Genomic DNA, 25,541 nt, shown 5'->3' with positions numbered 1-25,541 from the left:
AGAACGTCCTACATTTACCGTTAAAACGGACATCGCCGATAACTCTCCACCGTATCGGATGTCCGTTTTTTTGTATCGCTATGATGTTTTTTCCTCACTCGGCTGAGCTACCAGCACTGTCCGTGGTTTGCTGCCTTCATAAGGGCCAACAATCCCATGATCTTCCATAGCATCGATTAACCGTGCCGCCCTGGTGTAGCCGATCCGGAAACGCCTCTGCAACATGGAAACACTGGCACTTTGCATTTGTGTGATCAGCTGCACAGCCTCATCATATAATTCGTCATCCACTTCTGAAGCCGATTCACTCGGTTCTTCGGGGATCATCTCTTCCTGATAGGAAGCTTTTTGCTGGTCAACACAGTGATCAACAATCCGCTCCACTTCCTCATCTGATAAAAATGCTCCCTGCACCCTTGTTGGCTTTGACGATCCGACAGGCATAAACAGCATGTCACCGCGCCCCAGAAGTTTCTCGGCACCACCGGTATCCAGAATCGTCCGGGAATCCGTTGCCGACGAGACACTGAAGGCAATCCGGGACGGAATATTGGCTTTAATGACACCTGTAATAACATCCACTGACGGGCGTTGTGTTGCCAAGATCAAGTGAATACCGGCCGCCCGAGCCATTTGGGCAAGTCGCGTAATCGCATCTTCCACTTCATTGGAGGCAACCATCATTAAATCAGCCAGTTCATCCACCAATACAACGATATATGGCAGGTTTGGCTGTTGTTCGTCTTCTGGGGATGTTTGGTTGGTCTTGCGGATATACTCATTATAGCCCTCGATGTTGCGTGTACCTGTTTCCGAAAACAGATCATATCGGCGTTCCATTTCGGCCACTACTTTTTTCAGCGCCCTTGATGCCTTTTTCGGGTCTGTTACAACAGGTGTCAGTAAGTGCGGGATACCGTTATAAACATTAAGCTCCACTTTTTTGGGATCAATCATCATCATTTTCACTTCATGCGGTTTAGCACGCATTAGGATCGTCGTAATAATCCCGTTTACACAGACACTTTTCCCGCTGCCGGTTGCACCGGCAATCAGCATATGCGGCATTTTACTTAATTCAGATACGACAGCATCACCGGAAATATCGCGTCCAAGGGCAAATAGTAGTTTAGAAGATTGGTTCGATAATGTTGTATCCAGCACTTCCCGTAATGAGACCATCGCAATTTCTTGGTTTGGCACCTCAATGCCGACCGCTGATTTGCCAGGTATCGGCGCTTCAATCCGAATGTCTTTCGCTGCCAGCGCCAATGCCAAATCATCATGCAAATTAACGATTTTGCTTACCTTGACACCAGCCTCAGGATAGACTTCATACTTGGTAACGGCAGGTCCGACGTGCACCTTGGTAACTCTCGCTTTTACGCCAAAACTGTTAAATGTCCTTTCGAGCTTACGGACAGTCGCTTGAATTTGTGATTTTTCCTGTTGCTGTGAATTTTGTGATGGTTCGGTAAGCAGGCCGGGTGCCGGCAGTTCATACGCATGATTTTCGGTTTCTGTCGTCGGAAGCGGGTTTTCCTGCTCCACTGATATATTGGGTTCGTCTTCACCATCAGTCTCAGATGCCTCGCTGCTGCTGTGTTCAGTTTCCGGTTCGTCAAAGGAATAGGTGACATCTGTGAAATCCTGAATCACAGGCTCGTCCGGTTCAGTTTCCTGTTCAGGTACCGGATCCATCTCATAAGTTGTGTCATTATTGGATGAAACACGATTCATACGTGAAGCTCGGATACGGCCACTAATGGTTTTTACCATTTCTGTCAATCGTTTAGTCCACTTGGAGAAGAATTCACCCAATGAAAACTCAGTCATAAATATAATGCCTATCAGCATGGAAAAAACAGCTGCAATTTTGGCGCCAACAGAAGAAAATAAGAAATAACAGAACGTAAATAGAATGGCACCAATCATCCCACCGCCTGTCTGCATAGCTCCAACGCTGCCATCAGCATAGGCAAAAAAATGATCCCATGTTGCCCGAAGAATTGACGTCTCTTCAGATGCAATTAGCCATCTTTCATATGTCTGAATGTGCGTGAGCAGTACGACACCGGCAAAAATGATATAAAAACCTATTAATTTCTTATTCGAATAATAGGGATATCGCCGTTTAACCATTAATATAATACCGGTTACAAGCAAAAATAGTGAAGCCACAAAATACCAGATTCCGAGAAAAAACCTAAAAATATGTTCAAGACCACCCGGGATTGCGCCATCACTGATAGCACTGGCACCACTTCCAAAAATGGCCAGAAAAATAAACAGCAGCCCGAGTAATTCAAATTTTACTTGCTTATTTAATTGGTTCTTCTTTTTTCGCCTCTTTTTCTTTGCCATAATGATCACCTCACTTACTTTAGGGCTTCTTTTGATGGACAGGACACGGTAATCTAAACGTTTATATCACAAACATTTATGTACTCCATCTAACAAGCAACCCCTGCCGGACATGCAGGCAAGGGTTGACTGACAATTAGTTCCATTATAGCATAGTTTTCAATCTTTAGCGCTGTTTATCGCAAAATCGTGCCCGGAAGATAGTCAGAATTCATAAAATCCTCGGGGTCAGTAGAAAGCAATTGTAACACTTGAAATTGCCCATCTTCCATTTCTTCAACATATAACTGTTTCCCATTATGGGAAATGCACTGCCGTTTCTGAAAATCCTGTTCCGAGGATGGGAAAATATCGGTTGTCGATAAAGGGGTATACAACATTATTGAATCACCTGCTCTTCCGGTCCCTGATTATCCCCAATCATTTCATTTAACTTTAACATTGCCTGGCTGACACCGCCAACCCCATCGATTAATCCATACTCGACTGCATCTGTACCAATAACGTTCGTCCCAATATCTCTGGTCAAATTTCCTTTAGCAAACATGAGCTCTTTAAATTTTTCTTCTTCGATGTCGGAATGATGAACAACAAAATCAATCACCCGATCCTGCATCTTATCCATATATTCAAACGTTTGTGGCACCCCGATGACAAGACCATTCAACCGGATAGGGTGAATCGTCATGGTAGCAGTCGGTGCTATAAACGAATAATCAGCTGAAACCGCAATTGGAACGCCTATTGAGTGTCCACCGCCAAGTACAATCGAAACAGTCGGTTTGGAAATAGAAGCAATCATTTCCGACAGTGCAAGACCCGCTTCAACATCCCCGCCTACCGTGTTCAATAAGATAATCAATCCCTCTATTTTAGGATTTTGTTCGACTGCGATAAGCTGAGGCAGCATATGTTCATATTTGGTTGTTTTGTTTTGAGCTGGCAGCTGTACATGCCCTTCAACTTGTCCAATGATGGACAGGACATGAATATTGGAATCAGGTGCTTGGGGCACATTCGATTGACCTAACTGCTGTATTTTTTGAACCAATGATGAATTATTGGCCTGGTCACCCTGAGGTTGATTCTGATCGTCTTGCTTTGATGGTTCCTTATCCATTTATGAACACTCCTTTTTATATACTTATCCATAATCCCTATGAGTTAGTATGAGCCTAATGAAAGTGAACCATACAAGCGAAATTAAAAATATCGGCACACAGGCCGATATTTTAGCTTTCGAGTAATTGTCGCAGGTTTTCCTTTTCAGTATCAGTCAGGGGAATCAACGGCAGCCGTACCCCGCCAACATCAACACCCTTTATCGTTAATGCTGTTTTCACCGGAACCGGGGAAGGCTGTGCAAACAGACCTTTCATGACAGGGAGCAATTTGCGATGGATCGCAGCAGCACTGGCGACATCCCCTGACCGAAATGCACCAACCATCTCGTGCATGTCATTTCCGGCAATATGCGATGCCACTGATACGACACCATCTGCGCCAAGGGAAAGCATTGGCAATGTTATGCTGTCTTCACCACTGTAAACCGTAAAATCATCAGCAGTTTGTTCAATGATCGCCGAAACCTGATCAAGATTACCACTCGCTTCTTTAACAGATACGACGTTGTCGATTTTGCTAAGACGGATAATCGTGTCGGCATTCATGTTGACAACGGAACGCCCAGGGATATTATAGAGCATGACCGGCAATGTTGTCTCTCGAGCAATTGCCGAAAAATGCTGATAAAGTCCTTCCTGATTGGGTTTATTATAATAGGGCGTAACCAACATAACACCATCTGCGCCGGCTTCTTCAGCTGCTTTTGTCAATATCATCGATGCGTGTGTATTGTTGCTGCCCGTACCAGCTATAACCGGTACCCGCTGATTGACGGTTTTGACCGTATGCCTTAATAAGGCCATTTTCTCATCCGCCGAAAGTGTTGGTGATTCACCGGTTGTGCCGGTAATTACCAATCCTTCACTGCCATTTTCAAGCAAATGTTCAATTAACACCGTTGTTTTATCAAAATCAACTTGCCCATCCGCATCAAATGGCGTTACCATCGCTGTTAAAATGTGACCAAAGTCCATGATCGAACACCTTTCTTTATTAAAGAATGTTAACAGGTCAAAGCCAAAAGACTTTAAATCATCTTTTGTGCAAACACTTAGACAAGACTTTTATCCGGAATGTTCAATGCAAAAACATCATGTAATGCATTGACTGCCGTTTTTAAATCCTCTTGATGAATAAGCACCCAAATGGTTGTATGACTGTCTGCTGATTGCAAAATCTGAACCCCGGCATCTGTCAGCGATTGTACAATTTTTGATGCAACACCCGGAACACCGGTCATGCCTGCTCCCACAGCGGAAACCTTGGCGCAGTTTTCGGTGATTTCCGGGTAAAAGCCTAATGTTTTTAAGATATGAACAGCTTTCTTCGTGTGGGTATCCGGTACTGTATAAATGACACCAGTTGGTGAAATATTGATAAAGTCAACAGAAATGCCTGCTTCAGCCATTGCCTTGAACACGTCAGACTGCAACCGGTGTGTTTCCTCTTTCGTCTGTACACTGATTTGTGTTATGGATGACATATGAGCAATCCCTGTGATCAGGCGGTCGGGAATGTCCATCCCTATTTCCTGAACTCTTGACGCCGTGATCAATGTTCCTTCATCTTCCACATAAGTCGAACGTACACGCATGGGGATTTTGGCCTGCATCGCAATTTCAACAGCTCTTGGGTGAATAACTTTGGCGCCCTGATAGGCAAGGTTGCATATCTCCGTATACGTCACGATGTCCAATGGCCGTGCTGATGAAACCATATTCGGGTCAGCCGTCATAACACCATTCACATCGGTGAAGATTTCAATTCGTTCGGCATTCAGGGCAGCACCAATGGCAGCGGCCGTTGTGTCACTGCCACCTCTGCCAATCGTGGTGATATCCCCATCCGATGTTTGCCCCTGAAACCCAGCTGCAACGACCACATCATGGTTTTCCAGTTCAGTGTACACCCGATCAGGCTTTACTTCTTTAATTTTAGCCTGGTTAAATTCGTCATTTGTTATGAAACCAGCTTGTGCCCCCGTTAGCGCGGTGGCACTGATGTGGTTTTTTTGCAGCTCATTGGATAAGACAACGGATGCGATTGTCTCACCACATGACATGAGTAAATCCAATTCCCGATTGGTATTATAATTTTTCGGAAAATCAACTAGATCAAGCAACGAATCGGTTGCATACGGCGCAGGTTTCCGCCCTAATGCAGATACCACGACGACGACTTTATAATTATTCATGAGTGCATTTTTAATATGTTGGATAACATGGCTGCGGTTATCTTCTGTCTGTACAGAAGTGCCACCGAATTTCTGAACTAATATCTGCATTGTTCCACCTCTAACTTAAAGCCATTTATTTTCAACTAAACGTTGTGCAATTTGAATCGTGTTCAATGCAGCGCCCTTGATCAGGTTATCAGACACAACCCATAAATGGAAGCCTTTCGGATCGTCCAGATCTTTCCGGACACGCCCGACAAAAACGTCCTCCTGATTGGATGAACTAAGGGGCGTCGGATAAGTCTGGGTACCTGGATCATCCTGAAGAACAACACTATCTGCTTCTCTTAGTACTTTCCATATATCCTCCACAGTTAAACCGTCTTTTTCAACATCGATATAAACACTCTCCGCATGTGATGTGAAAAAGGGTAATCTGACACAGGTTGCCGCGATGGCTAAATCCTGCTGGTGGAGAATTTTTTTTGATTCGTTAATCATTTTCATTTCTTCAAAGGTATAACCGTTTTCCTGGAACACATCGATTTGCGGAAGCGCGTTAAAAGCGATCGGATAATGGTTTTCATCGCCTTTGACCGGCAGTAATGCTGCTGTCATATCCTCGCCATTCAAATACTGTCGCGTCTGTTCCGCCAATTCATCGTTCGCTTCATTGCCTGCTCCTGAAACAGCTTGATAAGTGGAAACAATGACACGTGACAATCCGAATGCTTCCTGTATCGGTTTCAGTGCCGCAACCATTTGAATGGTCGAGCAATTCGGATTGGCAATAATCCCGTTGTGTGATTGAAGGTCATCCACATTAACTTCTGGGACAACTAACGGCACGTCATCCGCCATTCGATAAGCACTTGTATTATCAACGACAACGGCACCACGCTTTACGGCCTCTGGTGCCAGCTGTTTCGAAACAGATCCGCCAGCCGAGAACAGCGCAATATCTACATGGTCGAAACTGTCCGGTTTAGCTTCCTCCACTATCAATTCCTGATTGTTAAATAGCACTTTTTTACCCGCCGAGCGTTTAGATGACAGTAATTTCAGTTCATTAATTGGAAAATCCCTGTTTTCAAGAATTTCAATGATTTTTTCCCCGACTGCACCAGTAGCCCCGACAACTGCAACATTGACTGGTTTATTTTCTGCCATTTTAGCAAACACCTCACTAATCGTTTGTTATGATTTATTCTATCATATTATCATAAACTATGTGGAATAATCACGGGCTGAAGCTGCTGATTATTCAGCGCTGATTCAATGGTATCCTGCAACAAATCCATATTAGATACGAGTGAGTTCGGCTTTTTATAAGGGTTATCCTGGCCATACGGAATAAAATAAAAGTATTTACTGGCCATCAATCGCATCAAATTGACACCATTTAACCCAAGTGCATCATTTGTCGATATACCCAGCACAATCGGATTTTGATTTCTCATGGTCGCTTTGACAGCCATTAACACCGGGGTGTCCGTCAAGGCATTGGCCAGCTTACTCATGGAATTTCCGGTTAATGGTGCGACAACCATGCAATCCAACGGAAGCTGTGGTCCCAGCGGTTCCGCCTCCGGGATGGTCTTAATGGCGTGTTTTCCGGTTATTGACTCAATTTTGGCGACATGATCATCTGCCTTGCCAAATTTAGTGTCGGTATTCTGGACAGTGTAAGAAACAACCGGTATAACCTCTGCCCCGGCGTCCAACAACTTCTCCAGCTGTGGGAACGTCTGATCATACGTGCAGTGTGAGCCTGTTACACCAAATCCGATGCGCTTTCCTTCCAAACTCATCATATATTCTCCTTTCGTTTACCCAAAAATTGTTTGATGACATCAGCCAAAATTTTTCCGGCTGTTTTCGGTGCGACAACACCCGGCAAGCTTTTGGCCAAAATGGCTTTAATACCCCGCTGCTTAGCATAATCAAAATCAGTTCCACCGGGTTTGGAGGCAAGGTCAAAAATGATGCCGTGCGGCGGCAAATGCTGAATAGCATCCTTTTCAACAACTCGGGCCGGGACTGTATTAATCAATAAATCACATTCACTGGTATGTTCATGCAACTCATCAAACGGAATGGCGGTGTGTCCCAATTCGGTAATCCTGGCCAGGTCCATAATACTTTTAGCTGAAACTGAAACCCTGGCACCCAATGCTGCAAATTTGTTCGCGACTGTGTTGCCAACCCGGCCGAACCCGACCACAATTACCCGGGATGAATGAATGGTGTAGTCGGTATGTTCAATGGCCATCATGATCGTTCCCTCAGCTGTTGGAATCGAATTATAAATCGCCACATCGTCCCGGTTAAGTAATGGAATCAGCTCGATATGAGAGCCGTCAGTTGCTGCATCCAGATAATCATTGGAAATACCGGTAAAAACAACCGCTGTCTCGTTTAATCCGGCAAACCACTCATGTGTCAGCTGGACTATCTGATCGGAAAAGACAGTTTCCACATAACCATCTAGATCCGTTCCGGTAATGGGCAAAATAACGGCATCAAGTGTTGTCTGATCCAAGTCGGCCAAATCAGTTTGGTTTAATCCGGTGAAGCCTTGCTCCAGTTTGTCGAAGCCAACCAAATCAATTGTTATATCGGATAATAGTTGCAGCTGGCGGATTAATTCAAGATAACGTGCATCCCCGCCTATTACAGCGATATGTTGCGTCATGATTGTAGATCCCTCCGTACATTGCTTCTAAATGGGTGTTCAAAATAGTTTATGTCATGATGACCGGTTAGTGATTGGTCACATAAAAAAAGCCGGTATCATGTTTAAATGACACCAGCTTTTATTTGATATTCTATTCCGGATGATGATTTTCAGGTTCAATCATAATCATATCCTCACCAATTTTTCGGATGGAATGCCATTTGATTTTTGTTTCAGCACCCTCTTTTTTCAAACCGAACCATTTATAATTCGGGATAATAAACGATTCGATTTGCCCGGTCTTTTCATCGACTTCGAGATCCGTCTGACCCAATACACCAAGCCGGGCGCCTTGTTTAATATCAACAATCTCTTTGGCACTCATATCTTTATAACGCAAAATCCCGCCCCCTCTGATAAGCCATTTTACGCATATATATGATGGGAGGCTGAAAATAATGCTTATGAAGCGGAAGGCTCTGGCGCAATTAGCGCACTTGATGGGGCATGCCGGAAAGTGGCATCAATCACATGCTGCAATTTTTCGTGGTTCACCGCGTCAATGTCAGCAATCATGTCATCCAGCGAACGATGCTTATTCAATAATAATTCATTTCGTCCATTACGACTCATCCGGCTGCTCGTGCTTTCCAGGCTCAGCATTAGATTTCCCTTCAACTGTTCTTTGCTGTTGGTCAATTCTTTTTCTGTCAACCCATTTTGGATTAAATCATCAACCGTTCGATTAATCGTCTCCCTCAGCTGTGGTAGCTGGTCTTTTCCCGTACCAGCATAAATCGTTAACAAACCATTGTCCAAAAACGATGCATGATACGAGAAGACGGCATACGCCAGCCCCTGCTTTTCTCTGACTTCCTGAAAAAGCCGTGAACTCATGCTACCGCCAAGCACATTGTTCAAAATGATCAGACTGTACATATTATCGTCATCCACAGGTAAGCCATTATAGCCCAAGCATAAGTGAGCCTGCTCTGTATCTTTATGACGTTCGATTTGATTGGCCAAAAATGCTGGCCGTTCTACTTCTGTCTGTCGGGCTTCTGACCGAAAGCCGCTGAAATAGCTTTCAACGGTTTGAATAAATAAATCTTCCACATTTCCGGCAACGGATACAACGACGTTATCAGGCGTATAGCGCTCGTTTATATAGTTTCTTAGTGTGTCCGGTGTAAATGACTGCAGCTGCTTTTCCGTGCCCAGTATCGGATACCCTAACGGATGGTCGCCAAATGAAGCACGTGCGAGAATATCATGCACAATATCATCAGGTGTATCTTCATACATTTTAATTTCTTCCAGTACAACCTTTTTCTCCCGTTCCATCTCTTCTTCATCGAAAGAAGAATTAAAGAACATATCCGCCAATATTGCCAGCGCTTCATCTTTATGCGTATCCATCACTTTAGCATAGAAACACGTATATTCTTTGGATGTAAACGCATTGACCTGTCCGCCTATGGCATCAAACGCTTCGGCAATATCCTGCGGAGACCTTGTATTCGTCCCCTTAAAAAACATATGTTCCAGAAAGTGGGAAATGCCATTAATGTCTTCTGTTTCATTCCGTGAACCGGTTTTCACCCATATACCAATGGTTACCGATCGTACCGCCGGGATGTTTTCCAGAACAATTCGCAAACCATTATCACTTGTATGTTTTTCGATCACTATTCTTCCTCCTAAAATGAATCCTGAAAACTATCTTTCTGCGCTTAACAAGTTACTGACCGTTCCGATTCTATAACCCTGTTCATTTATATTTTTGATCAGTGAATCCAGTCCCTCAGCGATTGAAGACGTTGGATGCATTAACAGCGTAGCACCAGGATGGATGTTGGCGTTTACCCGGTTCATCATAACAGATACAGATGGATTCTTCCAATCAATCGTGTCAACACTCCACAGGATCGTTTTCATGTTTTGTTCAGACGCCACTTTAACAACCTGGTCATTGTAATCGCCACTGGGCGGGGCAAACCATTGCGGTGTCTCACCTGTTATAGCTTTAAGAATGTCGTTGGTTTGACTGATTTGTTCCACCATAGCCTGTCGGGACAAACGGGACATAACAGGATGGTTATAGGCGTGATTCCCGATGAGATGCCCCTGCTCATCAATCATCTTGACGTAATCCGTGTTTTCCATCGCCCATTTTCCTTCAATAAAAAAAGTAGCTTTAACACCATGTTCCTTTAGAATATTCAAAATGGCCGGGATATATTCTGTTCCCCACGATACATTGATTAATAAGGCCACCATATCTTTGTCCGGATGACCGCGATAAATTGGTGCGGCACGCAAATCGTCCATGGTTACCTCCGGTGGGATCTGATCATATACGAACAGTGTTTCATCAAAGACATCCTGCTCTTTCATCTGTTCATAGGATTTCTCGACATCGACTTTCACACCATTGCGTCCAGGCATCTTTTTCCAGACTTCATCAATGACGGCATTTTGCGGTTCTTCTTCATAGTCCGGACGCTTTGCTTGTATCTCTTCATATAGTGGATCGTTATTTTTGGCTATGTCATCCACTGTCTTGGAAGCTGTAATGACGTCATTTGGTTCAAAGGGATTATACGTAAAATCAAATGATACGGCAACAATCAGAATGAATACACAAGCATGTATTAAAAAGCGAAAGCGGTACATCCAATCCCCCCCTCATTCAATCATATGAGAAGGATGGACAGGTTATGTGCAACCTTTGATCCGTAAAAAAGCAATAAAAAAAGAAACTGGTTCACCAGCTTCTTGTTTCGTTTGATTATGACCGTGATTTTTCACGTTTTTCGCGCTCTTCTTTTAACACTGCTTTGCGCGAAAGATTGACACGTCCTTGGTTATCGATTTCTTTGACCTTGACCATAATCTGATCACCAATGGATACGGCATCTTCCACTTTCTTCGTACGTTCCTCGGCCAATTCAGAAATATGGACCAGACCATCTTTTCCTTTAAATAATTCAACAAACGCACCAAATTTCTCAATACGCTTAACCGTTCCCAGGTATATTTGCCCTGCTTCCACTTCACGAATAAGATCTTCAATGATTTGTTTTGCCTTCTGATTCATATTTGCATCAGGCGATGAAATGAAGACACTCCCGTCCTGCTCAATATCAATTTTTACACCGGTCTCATCGATGATCTGATTAATTTGTTTACCGCTTGGTCCAATCACGTCACGAATTTTATCCGGATTGATGTTCATCGTCAATATTTTAGGGGCATATTGTGACAGCTCAGATCTTGGTTCCTTAATAGTAGCGAGCATAGAATCAAGAATCTGCATCCGGCCTTTTTTAGCCTGCGCTAAAGCTTCCTCAAGAATATCTTTGGATAAGCCTTCAATTTTAATATCCATTTGCAGTGCCGTTATCCCTTTTTCTGTTCCGGCTACTTTAAAGTCCATATCACCGAGTGCATCTTCCATACCCTGGATATCAGTCAAAATCGTATAATCTTCGCCCGATTTAACAAGTCCCATGGCTATCCCGGCAACAGGTGCTTTAATGGGTACGCCTGCATCCATCATGGCCAGTGTGCTGCCGCAGATACTCGCCTGTGAGGTTGAACCATTTGATTCCAACACCTCTGACACGAGACGGATGGTATATGGAAACGCCTTTTCGGATGGAATGACTTTTTCAAGAGCCCGTTCCCCCAGTGCACCATGGCCAATTTCCCGGCGACCCGGTCCTCTGATTGGTCCGGTTTCACCAACACTGAATTGCGGAAAATTATAGTGATGCATGAACCGTTTGGATTCTTCAAGATCAAGCCCATCCAATACTTGTACATCACCAAGTGCCCCTAATGTACATACGCTTAATGCCTGGGTTTGACCACGTGTGAACAAGCCTGATCCGTGTGTTCTTGGCAGAATACCAATACGGGACGATAACTGACGGATTTCATCAACTTGACGCCCGTCTGGCCGGATCTTGTCTTTAGTGATCAGATGACGGACCTCTTCTTTAACCATGTCATCCAAAATGGATTTCACGTCATCAATAACTGCCTCGTCTTCTGCTTCATAGGAAGCCAGTACATCATCTTTCACCCGATCAATTGCTTCTTCACGTGCTTTTTTGCCTTCTGTCTGGATTGCCTCAAGTAACTTGTCCCTTGCTTCTGTTTCCACTTTGGCTGTTAATGCTTCATCCGGTGTTTCAGGATTGAATGCCTTCTTCGCTACACCAACCGCTTCAATAATCGTTTCCTGAAATTCAATCAGCCTGATGATTTCCTGGTGCCCAAACATAATGGCTTCAAGCATCACATCTTCAGGAACTTCCTCGGCACCGGCTTCTACCATGTTAATAGCATCTTTTGTTCCGGCAACCGTTAACTCAATATCACTTTTTTCTTCCTGATCAACGGTTGGATTAATCACGAATTCACCATCGACGCGTCCAACATGCACGCCTGCTATCGGTTCGGAAAACGGAATGTTCGAAATGGCGAGTGCGATCGATGAACCGATCATCGCTGCAATTTCCGCCGAGCAGTCCTGATCGACACTCATCACCGTACTGATAACCTGTACCTCATTTCGGTAACCATCAGGGAAAAGTGGACGAATCGGACGGTCAATCAAACGGGAAGTCAGCGTTGCTTTTTCACTCGGACGTCCTTCCCGTTTAATAAATCCCCCGGGGATCTTACCTACAGCATATAACCGTTCTTCATAATTAACCGTTAACGGGAAAAACGGCAAGTCTTTCGGTTGATCAGATGCCGTCGCTGTCGCCAATACGGCCGTATCACCGTAGCGGACCATACATGCACCGTTTGCTTGTTTGGCCAGTTCTCCGGTTTCAACGGTAAATGGCTTACCGGCAACCTCTGTGGAGAACGCTTTTTTCTCTTCTGTCATTCGTATAAAAACTCCCTTCCAAAAACACTTACTACTTTCATTTTATAGTTAATAAGCGTAAATGTAAATTTTATGTGTGCATGAAGAAAAAAAGCAGGATTTCTCCTGCTTTTTAACCTTATCGGCGTAGGCCGAGCTTTTTAATCAATTCACGATAACGTGTCACGTCTTTATGACGTAAGTAGTTCAGCAGGTTACGGCGCCTACCTACCATTTTGAGAAGACCGCGGCGTGAATGATGGTCTTTTTGGTGAACGCTTAAATGCTCGTTTAATTTTGTGATCTCTTCCGTCAGTACAGCAATCTGTACTTCCGGAGAGCCTGTATCATTATCATGAACTTTATATTCGCTGATAATTTCATTTTTACGTTCTTTTGTGATAGCCATCCGGCTCACCTCCATTATTAATGAATATCCCCATTCCCCCAGCAATCGTCGGAGTTACGATTTGCCGAGCGATGGTTTACGTACTCAAGCATACAATGTTTTTTTTAAAAATGCAAGAGGATACCGTCACGATTCGTGAGCAAAATAACGCCGGATCTGCTTTTCGTCCTCTTCGATTTGTCTGATGAGTTCACCGGCACTGTTAAATTTGATTTCGTCACGGATGTAGTGATGCCATTCAAGTACCAGTTCTTCACCATACAAATCATTGTTGTAATCAAATATATTCACTTCCACTATCGGCTCATCCCTGTCAGCTGTAAATGTTGGATTGTACCCTAAACTGGCCATTCCTTCATACACTTCATTCTTAAAGAGCACTTTGACAGCATAGATACCGATTCTCGGCAGCAGCACATCGTTGGAAATAGCCAAATTGGCCGTTGGATAGCCAATTTCTCTTCCCCGTTTATCGCCTTCTTTGACAATCCCGCGGACAATCAGTGGCCTGCCCAGTAGTTCATTAGCTCTCTCGACTTCGCCCGACTGCAGTAATTCCCTTATCCTTGTTGAACTTATTTTACGGTCGCCGGCCTGAACCTGATCAATGACCGTTACATCAAAAACATCTCGTGAATGAGCATCGATTGTCTGCACATTTCCTTTACCCTTGTGCCCGTAAGAAAAGTCAAATCCAGCGACGAGATGTTTAATATTCAATTGAATGATAAAGTGATCAATAAAGGATTGCGGCTCCAGGGATGACAATTCTTTGTTAAACGTAATAATGTATAGACGGTCGACCCCGAGCCGTTGCAGCATTTGTTGCTTTTCCTGCAATGGCGTGATGTATTGAACATGCTCTACATCTTGTTTCAATACGACAGACGGATGCGGGTGGAAGGTAATGACAGCACTTTCCATATTGTTATATTTTGCTTGATTAACGGCTGTCTTGATCACTTTTTGATGTCCTTCATGAATGCCATCAAAGAAGCCGATGGCAGCGGCCGTTTCCGGTAATTCGTCCAATAACAATGTATGAGGATATGTTAATTTGATTGTCCGCAATTTATGTCACCTGCACTTTTTAGTCATCATGAAAGACGCGTACCGGCTTCATGACATGGTTATTTTTCGGATCAGTTTCATAGATCGCTATGACGTGTTCATCAAACATAACCAGAAATGGATCAGTTTCAGGGAGATGAGCTGGTTTAGGCAGTTTTTGACCGTGAAACACCCGTTTCCTCGTATTGTCATTCACTGTCGTACGGGGCATTTGAGTCAAACAGCTTCCCATTGACATCAGCAGTTGCGCCTGACTGTTTAACGTGACGGCCTGTTTAATATCGCTGAACGTCACCGTATCTTTTTTCCGGATAGGGCCTGTGGCTGTCCTGTATAAAGCCGACATATGGGCAGGATATCCCAGCTGGTTTCCGATATCAACACAGAGTGTTCGAATATATGTACCTTTTGAACAAACGACTTCCAGCCAAAAACGGTTAGCAGGAGACCCCGTCTGCAGCGTTTCGAGTTGATGTATAACAACTCGACGCTTTGGCCGCTCGACTGACTCGTTATTTCTCGCATATTCATACAGTTTCTTTCCATTAACTTTAATAGCAGAATACATGGGAGGAACCTGGGTAATGTGTCCCCGGAACAATTGTAACACGTTTTTGATTTCCTGTTGAGATGGAGGATTTGTCACCTGGCTCATTTCGACAACTGCCCCGTGGCTGTCTTCCGTCTCTGTTGCAGTACCGAGTGTCACTTCCGTTATGTACGTTTTCGTTGTATCCGTCAGAAAGGGAACGATTTTGGTAGCCTGGCCAAGACAAATCGGCAAAACACCTTCCGCTTCCGGATCAAGTGTCCCGGTATGACCGGCTTTTTTAATTTGAAATAATCGACGTACCTTCATGACACAGTCATGTGATGTCATGCCCTTTGGTTTCCACAAAGGTAAAATGCCATTCATATCACCAGCTCCAATTGGTCATAAAGTGAAACTTCATTCAGTGGAGTGCTCTTCTCCACTAAATGTTAGTTGAACAGAATCGGACATTTATGGGCAGTTAGCCGCCGTTTCCTAGGCGGGTTACTGTCCATTACATGCGGGATAAACAATATACCAAGGAAAAATCTGACCCCTTTGACGACGAGTCAGATTAACCCAGTAATGATACTGCTACCTATTCGTTTAATTCACGCAGTATTTTTTCAATACGATTACCGTATTCAAAGGCTTCGTCAAATTCAAACGTAATCTCCGGTGTTTTTCTCAACCGTATACGTTTCCCGATTTCTGACCGGATAAATCCTTTTGCTTTGGCCAGACCAACCAGTGTGTCATGCTTTTCCTCCTCGTCTCCAAGGACGGAAATAAACACTTTTGCCTGCTGCAGATCCCCGGTCACTTCCACATCCGTTACGGTTACAAATCCAACACGCGGATCTTTAATTTTTTGACCGATCAGTTCACCCAACTCTTTTTTCATCTGTTCTGCTACACGATTTGCACGAATATTACTCACTTGCATCACCTCAATAAGCGGACGGCTGAGTCTCCCTCATTAGAGAGCTTCCACCTCCGTGATCGTACGTTCAATCTCGGTAAATGTGTCAATCGTATTTAATGCTGTCTGAATTACTTGCTCGGCATGTGTTTTATCATTGGAAAGTGTCACGATTCCGAGTTTTGTCCTCTGCCATAAATCATGGTATTCCAGTTCGGTAGTGGCAACATTCAAGTCATTCCGCAATTTGGCCATAATACGTTTGATGATGGAGCGTTTCTGCTTAAGTGAACGGCCTTCATACAGCATACACTCCACTTCCGCATACATGATCATGTGCGTTCAATTTCTTCCATGACGAATGCTTCCAGTATATCGCCTACTTTAATGTCGTTAAAGTTTTTAATCGTTATGCCGCACTCATAGTTTTGCGCGACTTCTTTGGCATCATCTTTGTACCGCTTCAAGGTGTCAATTTCACCTTCAAATTGTACCACACCGTCACGGATAACCCGCACGCCCGAATCGCGAGTGACTTTCCCATCGGTTACATAACTGCCAGCGATGGTTCCAATTCTGGAGACTTTAAACGTTTCACGGACTTCTATCTGCCCGATAACTTTTTCTTCATATTCCGGATCAAGCATGCCTTTCATAGCAGATTCGATTTCTTCCATCGCTTTGTAAATAACACGATGCAACCGAACATCTACTTTCTCGGATTCGGCAGCTTTTTTCGCATTGGCATCAGGGCGTACGTTAAAGCCAATAACGACCGCATTGGATGCAGATGCTAATATGATGTCTGATTCCTTAATCGCTCCCACGCCGGTATGAATAATTTTAATCTTGACGCCTTCTACCTCTATTTTCTCAAGTGATGATGCGAGGGCTTCCGCTGAACCTTGAACATCGGCTTTTATGACAATATTGATTTCTTTCATTTCACCCTGTTTAATCTGTTCAAACAAATCATCGAGACTTACTTTTGTTGATTCCGTCCGATTTTCCTGGATGTGTTTTTGCTGACGTGCTTCACCGACCTGACGTGCTTTTTTCTCGTCGGTAAATTTCAGGAACGGGTCACCAGCCTGTGGGACATCGTTCAGACCGGTGATTTCCACCGGTGTTGACGGTTCAGCCGATTTAACGCGTTTTCCTTCATCGTTCACCATGGCACGAACCCGTCCAAACGTATTTCCGACAACAACTGAATCACCAACGCGCATTGTGCCGTTCTGAATAAGCAGTGTTGCAACAGATCCTCTACCCTTTTCAAGCTTGGCTTCAATGACGGTACCAAACGCATTGGCATTCGGACTGGCCTTTAATTCTTCCATTTCTGATACAAGCTGCAGCATTTCCAACAGATTGTCAATACCTTCCCGCTTGACCGCGGAAAGGTTGACGAAGATGGTTTTACCGCCCCAATCTTCAGGGATCAGCTCATATTCGGTCAATTCCTGCATGACCCGGTCCGGATTGGCGCCTTCTTTATCCATTTTGTTAACTGCTACAATGATCGGTACTTCGGCAGCTTTGGCATGATTAATAGCTTCCACGGTCTGCGGCATGACACCGTCGTCTGCCGCAACAACCAATACAGCGATGTCCGTTACTTGAGCACCGCGGGAACGCATGCTGGTGAATGCTGCATGGCCCGGTGTATCAAGAAAGGTGATTTTCTTACCATCATTTTCAACCTGATAGGCACCAATATGCTGGGTAATACCGCCTGCTTCACCTTCTGTTACTTTTGTATGACGGATCGCATCCAATAACGTCGTTTTTCCATGATCGACGTGTCCCATAATCGTAACAACGGCCGGACGTTCCATTAGATCGGCTGGATCATCTTTCTCAAGATACTTATCAAAGTCGGTATCTTCCAAAATGATCTCTTTTTCAACTTCTACACCAAATTCGTCACACAACAATTCAACCGTATCATCATCAAGATCCTGATTTTTGTTGGCCATGACACCTAGAGACATTAACTTTTTAATAATCTCTGACGCATCTTTGTTTAATTTTTCCGCTAAATCACTAACCGTCAATGTTTCGCTATAGGTGATTTTGGCTGGTGTTTCTTTTGCAGGCTTTTGTCGGTGTTTCTGTTGCTGCGATTTTGACGCGGAATGCTGTTGCCTGTTTTTATTTTGGTTTTTATGTCGCCTGTTTTTATTCTGGTTGTGCCCTTTTCGTTGCTGACCCTGACCCTGGCCATTTGGCTTGTTGTTTGGCTTATCCTTTTTCGGTTGTTGTGCCTGGTTCTGTGTTTGATTGGATTGGTTTTGTTTTGGTTCGTTTTTCCTGGACTTTGGATTATTATCAGACTGTTTTGGTGCAAACTTCTTGTCCAGTTCAACAATTGTTTCAATCGAAACGGTTGACATGTGGTTTTTGATATCATAGTTTAAGTTTTTTAAATGCTGGATGACTTCTTTGCTCGTCGTATTATTCTGCTTGGCATATTCGTATATACGCATTTTGCTCATATGTCCACCCCCAAGATTAATTATCCCAATAGCGTTCTGATTTTGGCAGCGAATCCCGCATCCAAAATAGCGACAGCCACTCTTTGAGATTTTCCAATCGCGTTCGATAATGTTTCTCTATCATCAACGATTTCATAAGGTATTTCGTAAGTATGACACTTGTTTGTTATTTTTTTCTTTGTCCGGGGACCGATATCGCTTGCCAGCAGCACGAGTTCGGCCCGTTTCTGCTGAATATCTCTCACAATTATATCTTCCCCTAGCGAGCACTTTCCTGCACGGTAAGCCAATCCAATGATATTTAAATAGTTAGCTTTCATCCTGGTTACCTGCAACGAATTGTTTCAGTTCCTCATAAACCAACGGATCAATATCCGCATCCAGCTGTCGGTTTAAAACACCTGTCTTTTCAGCCTTTTCAATAACGGTCGGATCATTGGTCAGGTATGCCCCACGACCGTTCTTTTTGCCGGTCGGATCGACAAAAACCTCTCCTTCTTTATTACGGACGATGCGGATCAGTTCTTTTTTCGGCTTCATTTCATTCGTTACGACACATTTCCGTTGTGGTGTTTTTTTCTTTTTGGCCATAGCGTTACCTCCTTATTCAAACAGGTCTTCGTCAATGTCAGAATAGGATTCTTCGGCCTGTTCACCGTCATTATCGTCCAGAAGCCCTTGTTCACGAGCCTCTGATTCACTTTTGATATCAATTTTCCATCCGGTTAATTTAGCGGCTAAACGGGCGTTTTGTCCCCGTTTGCCAATTGCAAGCGACAATTGATAGTCCGGAACGACCACAGTTGTTGCCTTATCTTCTTCATCAACCAATACATCGACCACTTTTGACGGGCTCAGGGCATTGGAAACATACACGACTGGATCATCTGACCATTCAACGACATCAATTTTTTCACCTTTTAATTCATCGACGACCACTTGGATCCGTTGCCCTTTCTGCCCGACACATGAACCGACGGCATCGATTTCCGGATCATCGGCATGCACGGCTATTTTGGAACGGTCGCCCGCTTCTCTTGCCACTGATCTGATTTCAACAGTCCCATCATATATTTCCGGTACTTCCATTTCAAACAGACGCTTCAGGAGTCCAGGGTGGGACCGTGATATATAAATCTGTGGCCCTTTGCTAGTGTTTTCCACTTTATTGACAAACACTTTCAAGCGGTCATGGACATGGTATTCCTCGGTGGGCATCTGCTCCGATTCAGCCAGTTTTGCTTCGATTTTTCCCAGATTGACATATATAAAACGGTGATCTTTCCGAGAAATAATACCGGTCATAATATCTTCTTCACGATCGACATACTCACTGAATATAACACCACGTTCTGCTTCCCTGACACGTTGTGTGACAACCTGTTTGGCAGCCTGGGCGGCAATCCGTCCGAAATTCTTTGGTGTGACTTCAACTTCAATGACATCATCCACCTCATAGTTCGGATCCAGTTCCCGCGCTTCCTGCAGCGATAATTCTTCCTGGGTATTTTCAACGTCATCTACAACTGTTTTCCTTGAATAGACACGCATGGCTGCCGACTCCTCATCAATGTCAACCCGTACATTCGTTGCTGATTTAAAATTCTTTTTATAGGCAGAAATTAAGGCAGCTTCCAAAGCCTCCATCAGGATATCTTTATCAATTCCCTTTTCCTTTTCCAAATAATCAATCGCATCAAACAGCTGATTGCTCACTTTTTCGTTTCCCCCTTTACAATGATACTGCCAGTCTGGCTTTGGCTATTTTTTTATATGGTATTTCAACCCGTTTGTCGCTGGTTTTCACTTTATAAGCTATGACGGCCGTTTCATCTGTGAACGCGAGCAATGTTCCTTCATATTCTTTATCGCCGTCAATCGGTTCATACAGCTTGACATAGATATTGCTGCCCACATGGTCTGTAAAATCCTGTTTGGATTTCAACGGACGCTCAACACCTGGTGATGAAACTTCCAAAAAATAAGCGCCCTCGATCAGGTCTTCCTGATCCAGCTTGTCACCTAATTGTTCGGAGACAATGCCGCATTCGTCAATATCGACACCGCCTTCTTTGTCAATATAAACCCGCAGAAACCAACTTTTTCCTTCCTTCACATATTCTACATCGACCAATTCCAATCCTCTTTCCTGCAGAATGGGTTCGGCCATTTGTTCAGTCGTCTCAACAATTTTGGAACTCATGCATATCCTCCTTTATTCAGTTGTTGTTACACTCTAGTATAAACCACTCACAGCCATTTCATTTGCACCGTTTAACACCTATATTTGTTTCCGTACCCGGCTGGCGTTTCTCCTTAATATAAAACCCCTGCCTGAGGATGTGGCAAGGGGCGTTAAGTGGTGCGAAACCGGTCGTATGAATAAAGAGTGGGCGTCCCCACTCTTTAACCGTTCAAATGATTCCATACCTTTAAAACTATAGCATACGTATAACCTGGTTGCAAGAATCATGTTTATCATCAGCGATCAGAATGCTTTTCTCATTGCTCAAAATAGCGATAACTGGTTTTGTTCAGCCATCCCCTCAAGACAGCCATGATTATCAAGATATTCCAGAACTGTTTTGGAAATTTTGCTGCGCCGGCGCAAATCCTCTTTGGACAGAAATTCACCATCCCCCCGTGCATTGACTATATTAATGGCAGCGTTTGTTCCAAGCCCATCCACAGCGTCAAATGGCGGGATCAGGGTATGACCATCCACGATAAATTCCGATGCCTTTGATTGGTATAAATTGACTTTATTGAACGCGTAGCCCCGTTCACACATCTCCAATGCCACTTCCAATACAGTCAAAAGACTTTTCTCTTTAGGTGAGGCATCATTCCCTTTGGCCATAATCGATTCGATGCGCTGTCTTATCGCACTTGAGCCTCTTATCATCGTGTCCAGCTCAAAATCTCCAGCCCGGACCGAGAAATAGGCTGCATAAAAATAAATCGGATAGTGTACTTTAAAATACGCGATCCGTACAGCCATTAATACGTAAGCCGCAGCGTGTGCTTTTGGGAACATATATTTGATCTTTTTACACGATTCGATATACCAATCCGGAACATCATGCTTTTTCATTTCATCAATCCATTCATCTTTCAAGCCCCTGCCTTTACGGACATATTCCATAATGGTAAAGGCGAGTGATGCTTCCAGCCCTTTATGAAGCAAGTAAACCATAATATCGTCGCGGCATCCAATGACATCCGGCAATTCGCAAATACCGTCATTAATCAGCTCTTCGGCATTGCCGAGCCATACATCGGTGCCATGGGACAGGCCGGAGATGATAACAAGCTCGGCAAATGTGCTCGGTTTCGTATCCTCAAGCATTTGTCTTACAAACCTTGTCCCAAATTCCGGAACACCGAGTGTGCCGGTTTTACAATTGATCTGTTCAGGCGTAAGGCCTAATGATTCCGGACCGGAAAATATTTTCATAACCTCTTCATCATCGGTCGGGATTGTTTTTGGATCAATTCCGCTCAAATCCTGCAGCATCCGTATAACGGTCGGATCATCGTGCCCGAGTATATCCAATTTCAATAGATTATCATCAATGGAATGGAAATCAAAGTGGGTTGTCTGCCACTCACTGTTTCGGTCATCAGCAGGATATTGGATCGGCGTAAAATCAAAAATTTCCTTGTCCTCAGGTACAACAATAATGCCGCCCGGATGCTGTCCGGTTGTCCGTTTCACGCCTGTACAGCCTTGTACAAGCCGGTCAACTTCAGCATTTTTATAGACGAATTGTTTATCAGACGCATAACCTTTTACATAACCATAGGCTGTTTTTTCGGCAATCGTACCGATCGTTCCAGCACGATATACTTTCTCTTCGCCAAACAGATCCTTTGTATAATTATGGGCTCTCGGCTGATATTCCCCGGAAAAATTCAAATCAATATCCGGAACCTTGTCCCCCTTGAAACCAAGAAACGTCTCAAATGGAATATCATGCCCATCTTTTGTTAATGGTCTGCCACACTCAGGGCAATCTTTATCGGTTAAATCAAAGCCGTTGCCGACTGACCCGTCTGTTATAAACTCATGGTAATGACACGCGGTGCAGACATAATGCGGCTTCAATGGATTGACTTCGGTTATTTCCATCATGGTGGCAACAAGAGATGAGCCGACCGACCCCCGCGAGCCAACGAGATAACCATCATCAAGCGATTTTTTAACGAGCTTATGTGAAATTAAATAGATGACCGCAAAGCCATTCCCGATAATGCTGGAGAGTTCTTTTTCCAGCCTGTCGGTTACGATGGCCGGCACCGAATCACCATAAATCTGTTTGGCCCGGTTGTAGCACAGGTCACGGATTTCCTGATCGGCACCTTCAATCGTTGGCGTGAACAGTCCGTCCTGGACCGGTGACAAATCGCCTATATCATCTGCCAAAGCATTCGTATTCATTACAACAATTTCTTTCGCCCTGTCTTCGCCCAGGAATTGAAAACTTTCCAGCATCTCATCCGTTGTGCGTAAAGGTGTCTCCGGTAATGTCTGCCGGCTTAATGGATTACCGGATTGTGATGTAATTAAAATTTGCCGGTAGATTTTATCATGTTCGTCAAGATAATGGGCGTTTCCCGTAGCTACGACAGGTTTATTCATGCGTTCACCCATATCCGCCAGCTTGGAGATGATATCGAGAATTTGCGCCTCATTTTGGACAAGTTCCTTTTCAATTAAATGCGTGTAATTAGAAGGCGGCTGTACTTCAATATAATCATAGAATTCAGCAGCTTTTTCCGCTTCATCGGCCGACTTCTGCATCATCGCTTCAAACACTTCACCCTGATCACAGGCAGACCCGATAAGAATCCCTTGACGCAACTTTTGTAAAAGAGATCTCGGTATTCGGGGAACCCGGTAAAAATAATGGACATGGGCATAGGAAACAAGTTTGTAAAGATTTTTCATACCCTCCTGTGTTTGGGCGAGCAAAATACAATGTGACGGACGGGAGCGTTTATAAGCATCCCCTTCCCCCATATGATTATTTAATTGCTGATGATTGGTAATGTCTTGTTTCAGCAATGCTTTGACTAATTTCCATAACAGATGGCCGGTAGCTTCCGCATCGTATATGGCACGATGATGCTGGGTCAGTTCAATGTCCAAATGCTTGCACATTGTGTTCAGGCGATGATTTTTCAATTCCGGGTACAAAAACCGGGACAATTCCAGCGTATCAATCACCGGGTTGGCTGTTTTCGCAAAATCGATCTTCTGAAAACCCTGGTCCAGGAACCCAATATCAAAACTTGCATTGTGGGCGACCAGAATACTGTCACCCATCCAGTTATGAAAGTCTTTCAACACATCATCGACTTCTGGCGCATCTTTGACCATATCGTCCGTGATACCTGTCAAGTCTGTCGTTGTTTGTGCTAATGGATGATGGGGGTTGGCGAACGATTCGAAACGGTCAATCACATCGCCTTGATGGATTTTCACGGCGGCAAGCTCGATAATCGTATCATAAACAGCAGAAAGGCCGGTCGTTTCCACGTCAAATACAACATATGTACCATCATCCAGTTCGACATCACGTTCGTTATAAGCAATCGGTACGCCGTCATCAACCAAATTGGCTTCCACACCGTAGATAACTTTAAGGCCATGCTTTGCACCGGCATTGTGTGCTTCCGGAAAGCCTTGGACGCCAGCATGGTCTGTAATCGTAACCGCTTTATGCCCCCAGTTGGCCGCTTGACTTACTAGCGCTGATGGCGACATGACAGCATCCATCTGGCTCATCGTTGTATGCGCATGAAACTCGACGCGCTTTTCGTTTTCAGGTGCGGTGTCCTGACGTCTCGCCACCTTGATCTCGTGGATATCATTCGCCATCATGGCCAATTCATTGGTGTACATATCGGTTTGAATGCTACCTCTCGCCTTGATCCACATACCTTCCTTTAATTTTTCAAATGTTTCCGCATCTTCATCACCCTTGGAAAACATTTTAATTTGCAGGGAATCCGTATAATCGGTCGCTTTAAGAATGAGTAAGCTTCTGCCGGAGCGCAATTGCCGAATCTCTGCAGCAAATACATACCCCTGCACCGTTACCCGGCGTTCCTCTTCCAGAATCTCCTCCATTTGAATCGGCTCATCCTGAATTTTATAGCCAAGCATTATAGGCTTTTCCTGATCACTTTTAAGTTTTACTTTATCACGTTTTTCTTTTTCCTGAACGGTTTTCATAACAAGCGCCTGATCTTCCTGCGCTTTTTGTTCCCTAAATTTTTGTAGTTCCGCCATTTCCGTCTTCACGTCGATATTCAGGCTGATTGGGGGCGCCCCGATTTTTTGGCAAAACTCCTGGAATGGCTTTTCCAGTCTCTTCTTGAGCGCTATCCCTTCTGCTTCATTTCTAGCAGTTAACATAATTTTATTATTGTCAACCTTTGGGACCTGATCAAATACAAGATCTTTATAGGCAGGCGATAAATCGGATACGGACTGAACAAACTTCTGCCAATAAGCAGTCATCGTATCACTGTCATAATCTTTTACCTCTGTATACAGGGTTAAATCGATTTCGGCAAACTGCTGAAATGTTTCCTGTAATTTTGATGAAAGAAGCGCATATATTTCTGTTGGTAGTAAACGCTTGACACGGATATGAAAGTGCCATGTCCTGCTTCGTTTATGGACTTCCAGTTTAATGAGTTGACTATCCGAAAAATGAGCGTTCACGTCCTGTTCGGGAATCCCCAACTGTTCCAGCAACACATTCATTTTCTCCTGTTTTGAGATACCCATGACGTTCTCCTCCCGATTATTGGTGTACCCTGGCAATAATGACTGGAAAACCCTTGCCGGTAACTGTGGACAAGGGTTTT

Annotated in this window: 23 protein-coding genes; all 23 read right to left on the bottom strand. The window is 44.1% G+C overall.

Annotation, left to right across the window (positions count from 1 at the left end):
- Positions 1–78: 78 nt before the first annotated feature.
- Complete coding sequence (locus ACFQ4A_RS01710; protein WP_382397104.1) at positions 79–2,364, bottom strand: FtsK/SpoIIIE family DNA translocase; 2,286 nt, start codon at positions 2,362–2,364, stop codon at positions 79–81.
- A gap of 176 nt (positions 2,365–2,540) precedes the next feature.
- Entirely contained in the window at positions 2,541–2,744 is a 204-nt protein-coding gene (locus tag ACFQ4A_RS01705) for a YlzJ-like family protein (protein WP_382397103.1), read from the bottom strand.
- Entirely contained in the window at positions 2,744–3,484 is a 741-nt protein-coding gene (locus tag ACFQ4A_RS01700) for a ClpP family protease (RefSeq protein WP_382397102.1), read from the bottom strand. Before ACFQ4A_RS01700 ends, ACFQ4A_RS01705 begins: the two co-directional genes overlap by 1 nt.
- Before the next feature lie 112 nt (positions 3,485–3,596).
- Complete coding sequence (dapA, locus tag ACFQ4A_RS01695; RefSeq protein ID WP_382397101.1) at positions 3,597–4,463, bottom strand: 4-hydroxy-tetrahydrodipicolinate synthase; 867 nt, start codon at positions 4,461–4,463, stop codon at positions 3,597–3,599.
- A gap of 77 nt (positions 4,464–4,540) precedes the next feature.
- Positions 4,541–5,773 carry an aspartate kinase gene (gene dapG / locus ACFQ4A_RS01690; RefSeq protein WP_382397100.1) on the bottom strand — a complete coding sequence of 411 codons (1,233 nt, stop codon included), beginning with the start codon at positions 5,771–5,773 and terminating at the stop codon, positions 4,541–4,543.
- 15 nt (positions 5,774–5,788) lie between these two features.
- A complete protein-coding gene (gene asd, locus ACFQ4A_RS01685) occupies positions 5,789–6,835 on the bottom strand; it encodes an aspartate-semialdehyde dehydrogenase (RefSeq protein ID WP_382397099.1) in 1,047 nt (348 codons plus the stop codon).
- 50 nt (positions 6,836–6,885) lie between these two features.
- Entirely contained in the window at positions 6,886–7,476 is a 591-nt protein-coding gene (dpaB, locus tag ACFQ4A_RS01680) for a dipicolinate synthase subunit B (RefSeq protein ID WP_382397098.1), read from the bottom strand.
- On the bottom strand, positions 7,476–8,360 hold the full coding sequence (gene dpaA, locus ACFQ4A_RS01675; protein ID WP_382397097.1) for a dipicolinic acid synthetase subunit A: 885 nt from the start codon (positions 8,358–8,360) through the stop codon (positions 7,476–7,478). Before dpaA ends, dpaB begins: the two co-directional genes overlap by 1 nt.
- 133 nt (positions 8,361–8,493) lie before the next feature.
- Positions 8,494–8,742, bottom strand: coding sequence for a YlmC/YmxH family sporulation protein (locus ACFQ4A_RS01670; RefSeq protein WP_382397096.1), 249 nt, complete (start codon positions 8,740–8,742; stop codon positions 8,494–8,496).
- A 62-nt stretch (positions 8,743–8,804) separates the two neighbouring features.
- Complete coding sequence (locus ACFQ4A_RS01665; RefSeq protein WP_382397095.1) at positions 8,805–10,031, bottom strand: M16 family metallopeptidase; 1,227 nt, start codon at positions 10,029–10,031, stop codon at positions 8,805–8,807.
- A gap of 30 nt (positions 10,032–10,061) precedes the next feature.
- Positions 10,062–11,018, bottom strand: coding sequence for a polysaccharide deacetylase family protein (locus ACFQ4A_RS01660; protein WP_382397094.1), 957 nt, complete (start codon positions 11,016–11,018; stop codon positions 10,062–10,064).
- Between the two features lie 115 nt (positions 11,019–11,133).
- The gene (gene pnp, locus ACFQ4A_RS01655) at positions 11,134–13,248 is read right to left on the bottom strand and encodes a polyribonucleotide nucleotidyltransferase (RefSeq protein ID WP_382397093.1); all 2,115 of its coding nucleotides are present in this window, start codon (positions 13,246–13,248) and stop codon (positions 11,134–11,136) included.
- A gap of 118 nt (positions 13,249–13,366) precedes the next feature.
- Positions 13,367–13,636: a 30S ribosomal protein S15 gene (gene rpsO, locus ACFQ4A_RS01650; protein ID WP_382397092.1), complete on the bottom strand. Its 270-nt coding sequence runs from the start codon at positions 13,634–13,636 to the stop codon at positions 13,367–13,369.
- Positions 13,637–13,762: 126 nt separating this feature from the next.
- Positions 13,763–14,707, bottom strand: a complete 945-nt coding sequence (locus tag ACFQ4A_RS01645) for a bifunctional riboflavin kinase/FAD synthetase (RefSeq protein WP_382397091.1) — start codon at positions 14,705–14,707, stop codon at positions 13,763–13,765.
- Between the two features lie 19 nt (positions 14,708–14,726).
- Positions 14,727–15,623 (bottom strand): tRNA pseudouridine(55) synthase TruB, encoded by an 897-nt coding sequence (truB, locus tag ACFQ4A_RS01640; protein WP_382397090.1) that lies wholly within the window; start codon positions 15,621–15,623, stop codon positions 14,727–14,729.
- 214 nt (positions 15,624–15,837) lie between these two features.
- Positions 15,838–16,179 (bottom strand): 30S ribosome-binding factor RbfA, encoded by a 342-nt coding sequence (rbfA, locus tag ACFQ4A_RS01635; protein ID WP_382397089.1) that lies wholly within the window; start codon positions 16,177–16,179, stop codon positions 15,838–15,840.
- A gap of 39 nt (positions 16,180–16,218) precedes the next feature.
- Complete coding sequence (locus ACFQ4A_RS01630) at positions 16,219–16,497, bottom strand: DUF503 domain-containing protein (protein WP_382397088.1); 279 nt, start codon at positions 16,495–16,497, stop codon at positions 16,219–16,221.
- Positions 16,494–18,659, bottom strand: coding sequence for a translation initiation factor IF-2 (infB, locus tag ACFQ4A_RS01625; protein WP_382397087.1), 2,166 nt, complete (start codon positions 18,657–18,659; stop codon positions 16,494–16,496). The genes ACFQ4A_RS01630 and infB overlap by 4 nt, the downstream gene beginning before the upstream one ends.
- Positions 18,660–18,679: 20 nt before the next feature.
- Complete coding sequence (locus tag ACFQ4A_RS01620) at positions 18,680–18,979, bottom strand: L7Ae/L30e/S12e/Gadd45 family ribosomal protein (RefSeq protein ID WP_382397086.1); 300 nt, start codon at positions 18,977–18,979, stop codon at positions 18,680–18,682.
- A complete protein-coding gene (rnpM, locus tag ACFQ4A_RS01615) occupies positions 18,969–19,250 on the bottom strand; it encodes an RNase P modulator RnpM (protein ID WP_382397085.1) in 282 nt (93 codons plus the stop codon). The genes ACFQ4A_RS01620 and rnpM overlap by 11 nt, the downstream gene beginning before the upstream one ends.
- Positions 19,251–19,262: 12 nt before the next feature.
- On the bottom strand, positions 19,263–20,375 hold the full coding sequence (gene nusA / locus ACFQ4A_RS01610) for a transcription termination factor NusA (RefSeq protein ID WP_382397084.1): 1,113 nt from the start codon (positions 20,373–20,375) through the stop codon (positions 19,263–19,265).
- 16 nt (positions 20,376–20,391) lie between these two features.
- A complete protein-coding gene (gene rimP, locus ACFQ4A_RS01605; protein ID WP_382397083.1) occupies positions 20,392–20,862 on the bottom strand; it encodes a ribosome maturation factor RimP in 471 nt (156 codons plus the stop codon).
- Positions 20,863–21,168: 306 nt separating this feature from the next.
- Complete coding sequence (locus ACFQ4A_RS01600; RefSeq protein WP_382397082.1) at positions 21,169–25,461, bottom strand: PolC-type DNA polymerase III; 4,293 nt, start codon at positions 25,459–25,461, stop codon at positions 21,169–21,171.
- Between the last annotated feature and the right edge of the window lie 80 nt (positions 25,462–25,541).

Source organism: Lentibacillus salinarum (assembly GCF_042679865.1).
GTDB lineage: Bacteria > Bacillota > Bacilli > Bacillales > Amphibacillaceae > Lentibacillus > Lentibacillus salinarum.
The sequence above is the reverse complement of the archived record's forward strand: the minus strand, read 5'-3'. Positions and strand labels throughout refer to the sequence as shown.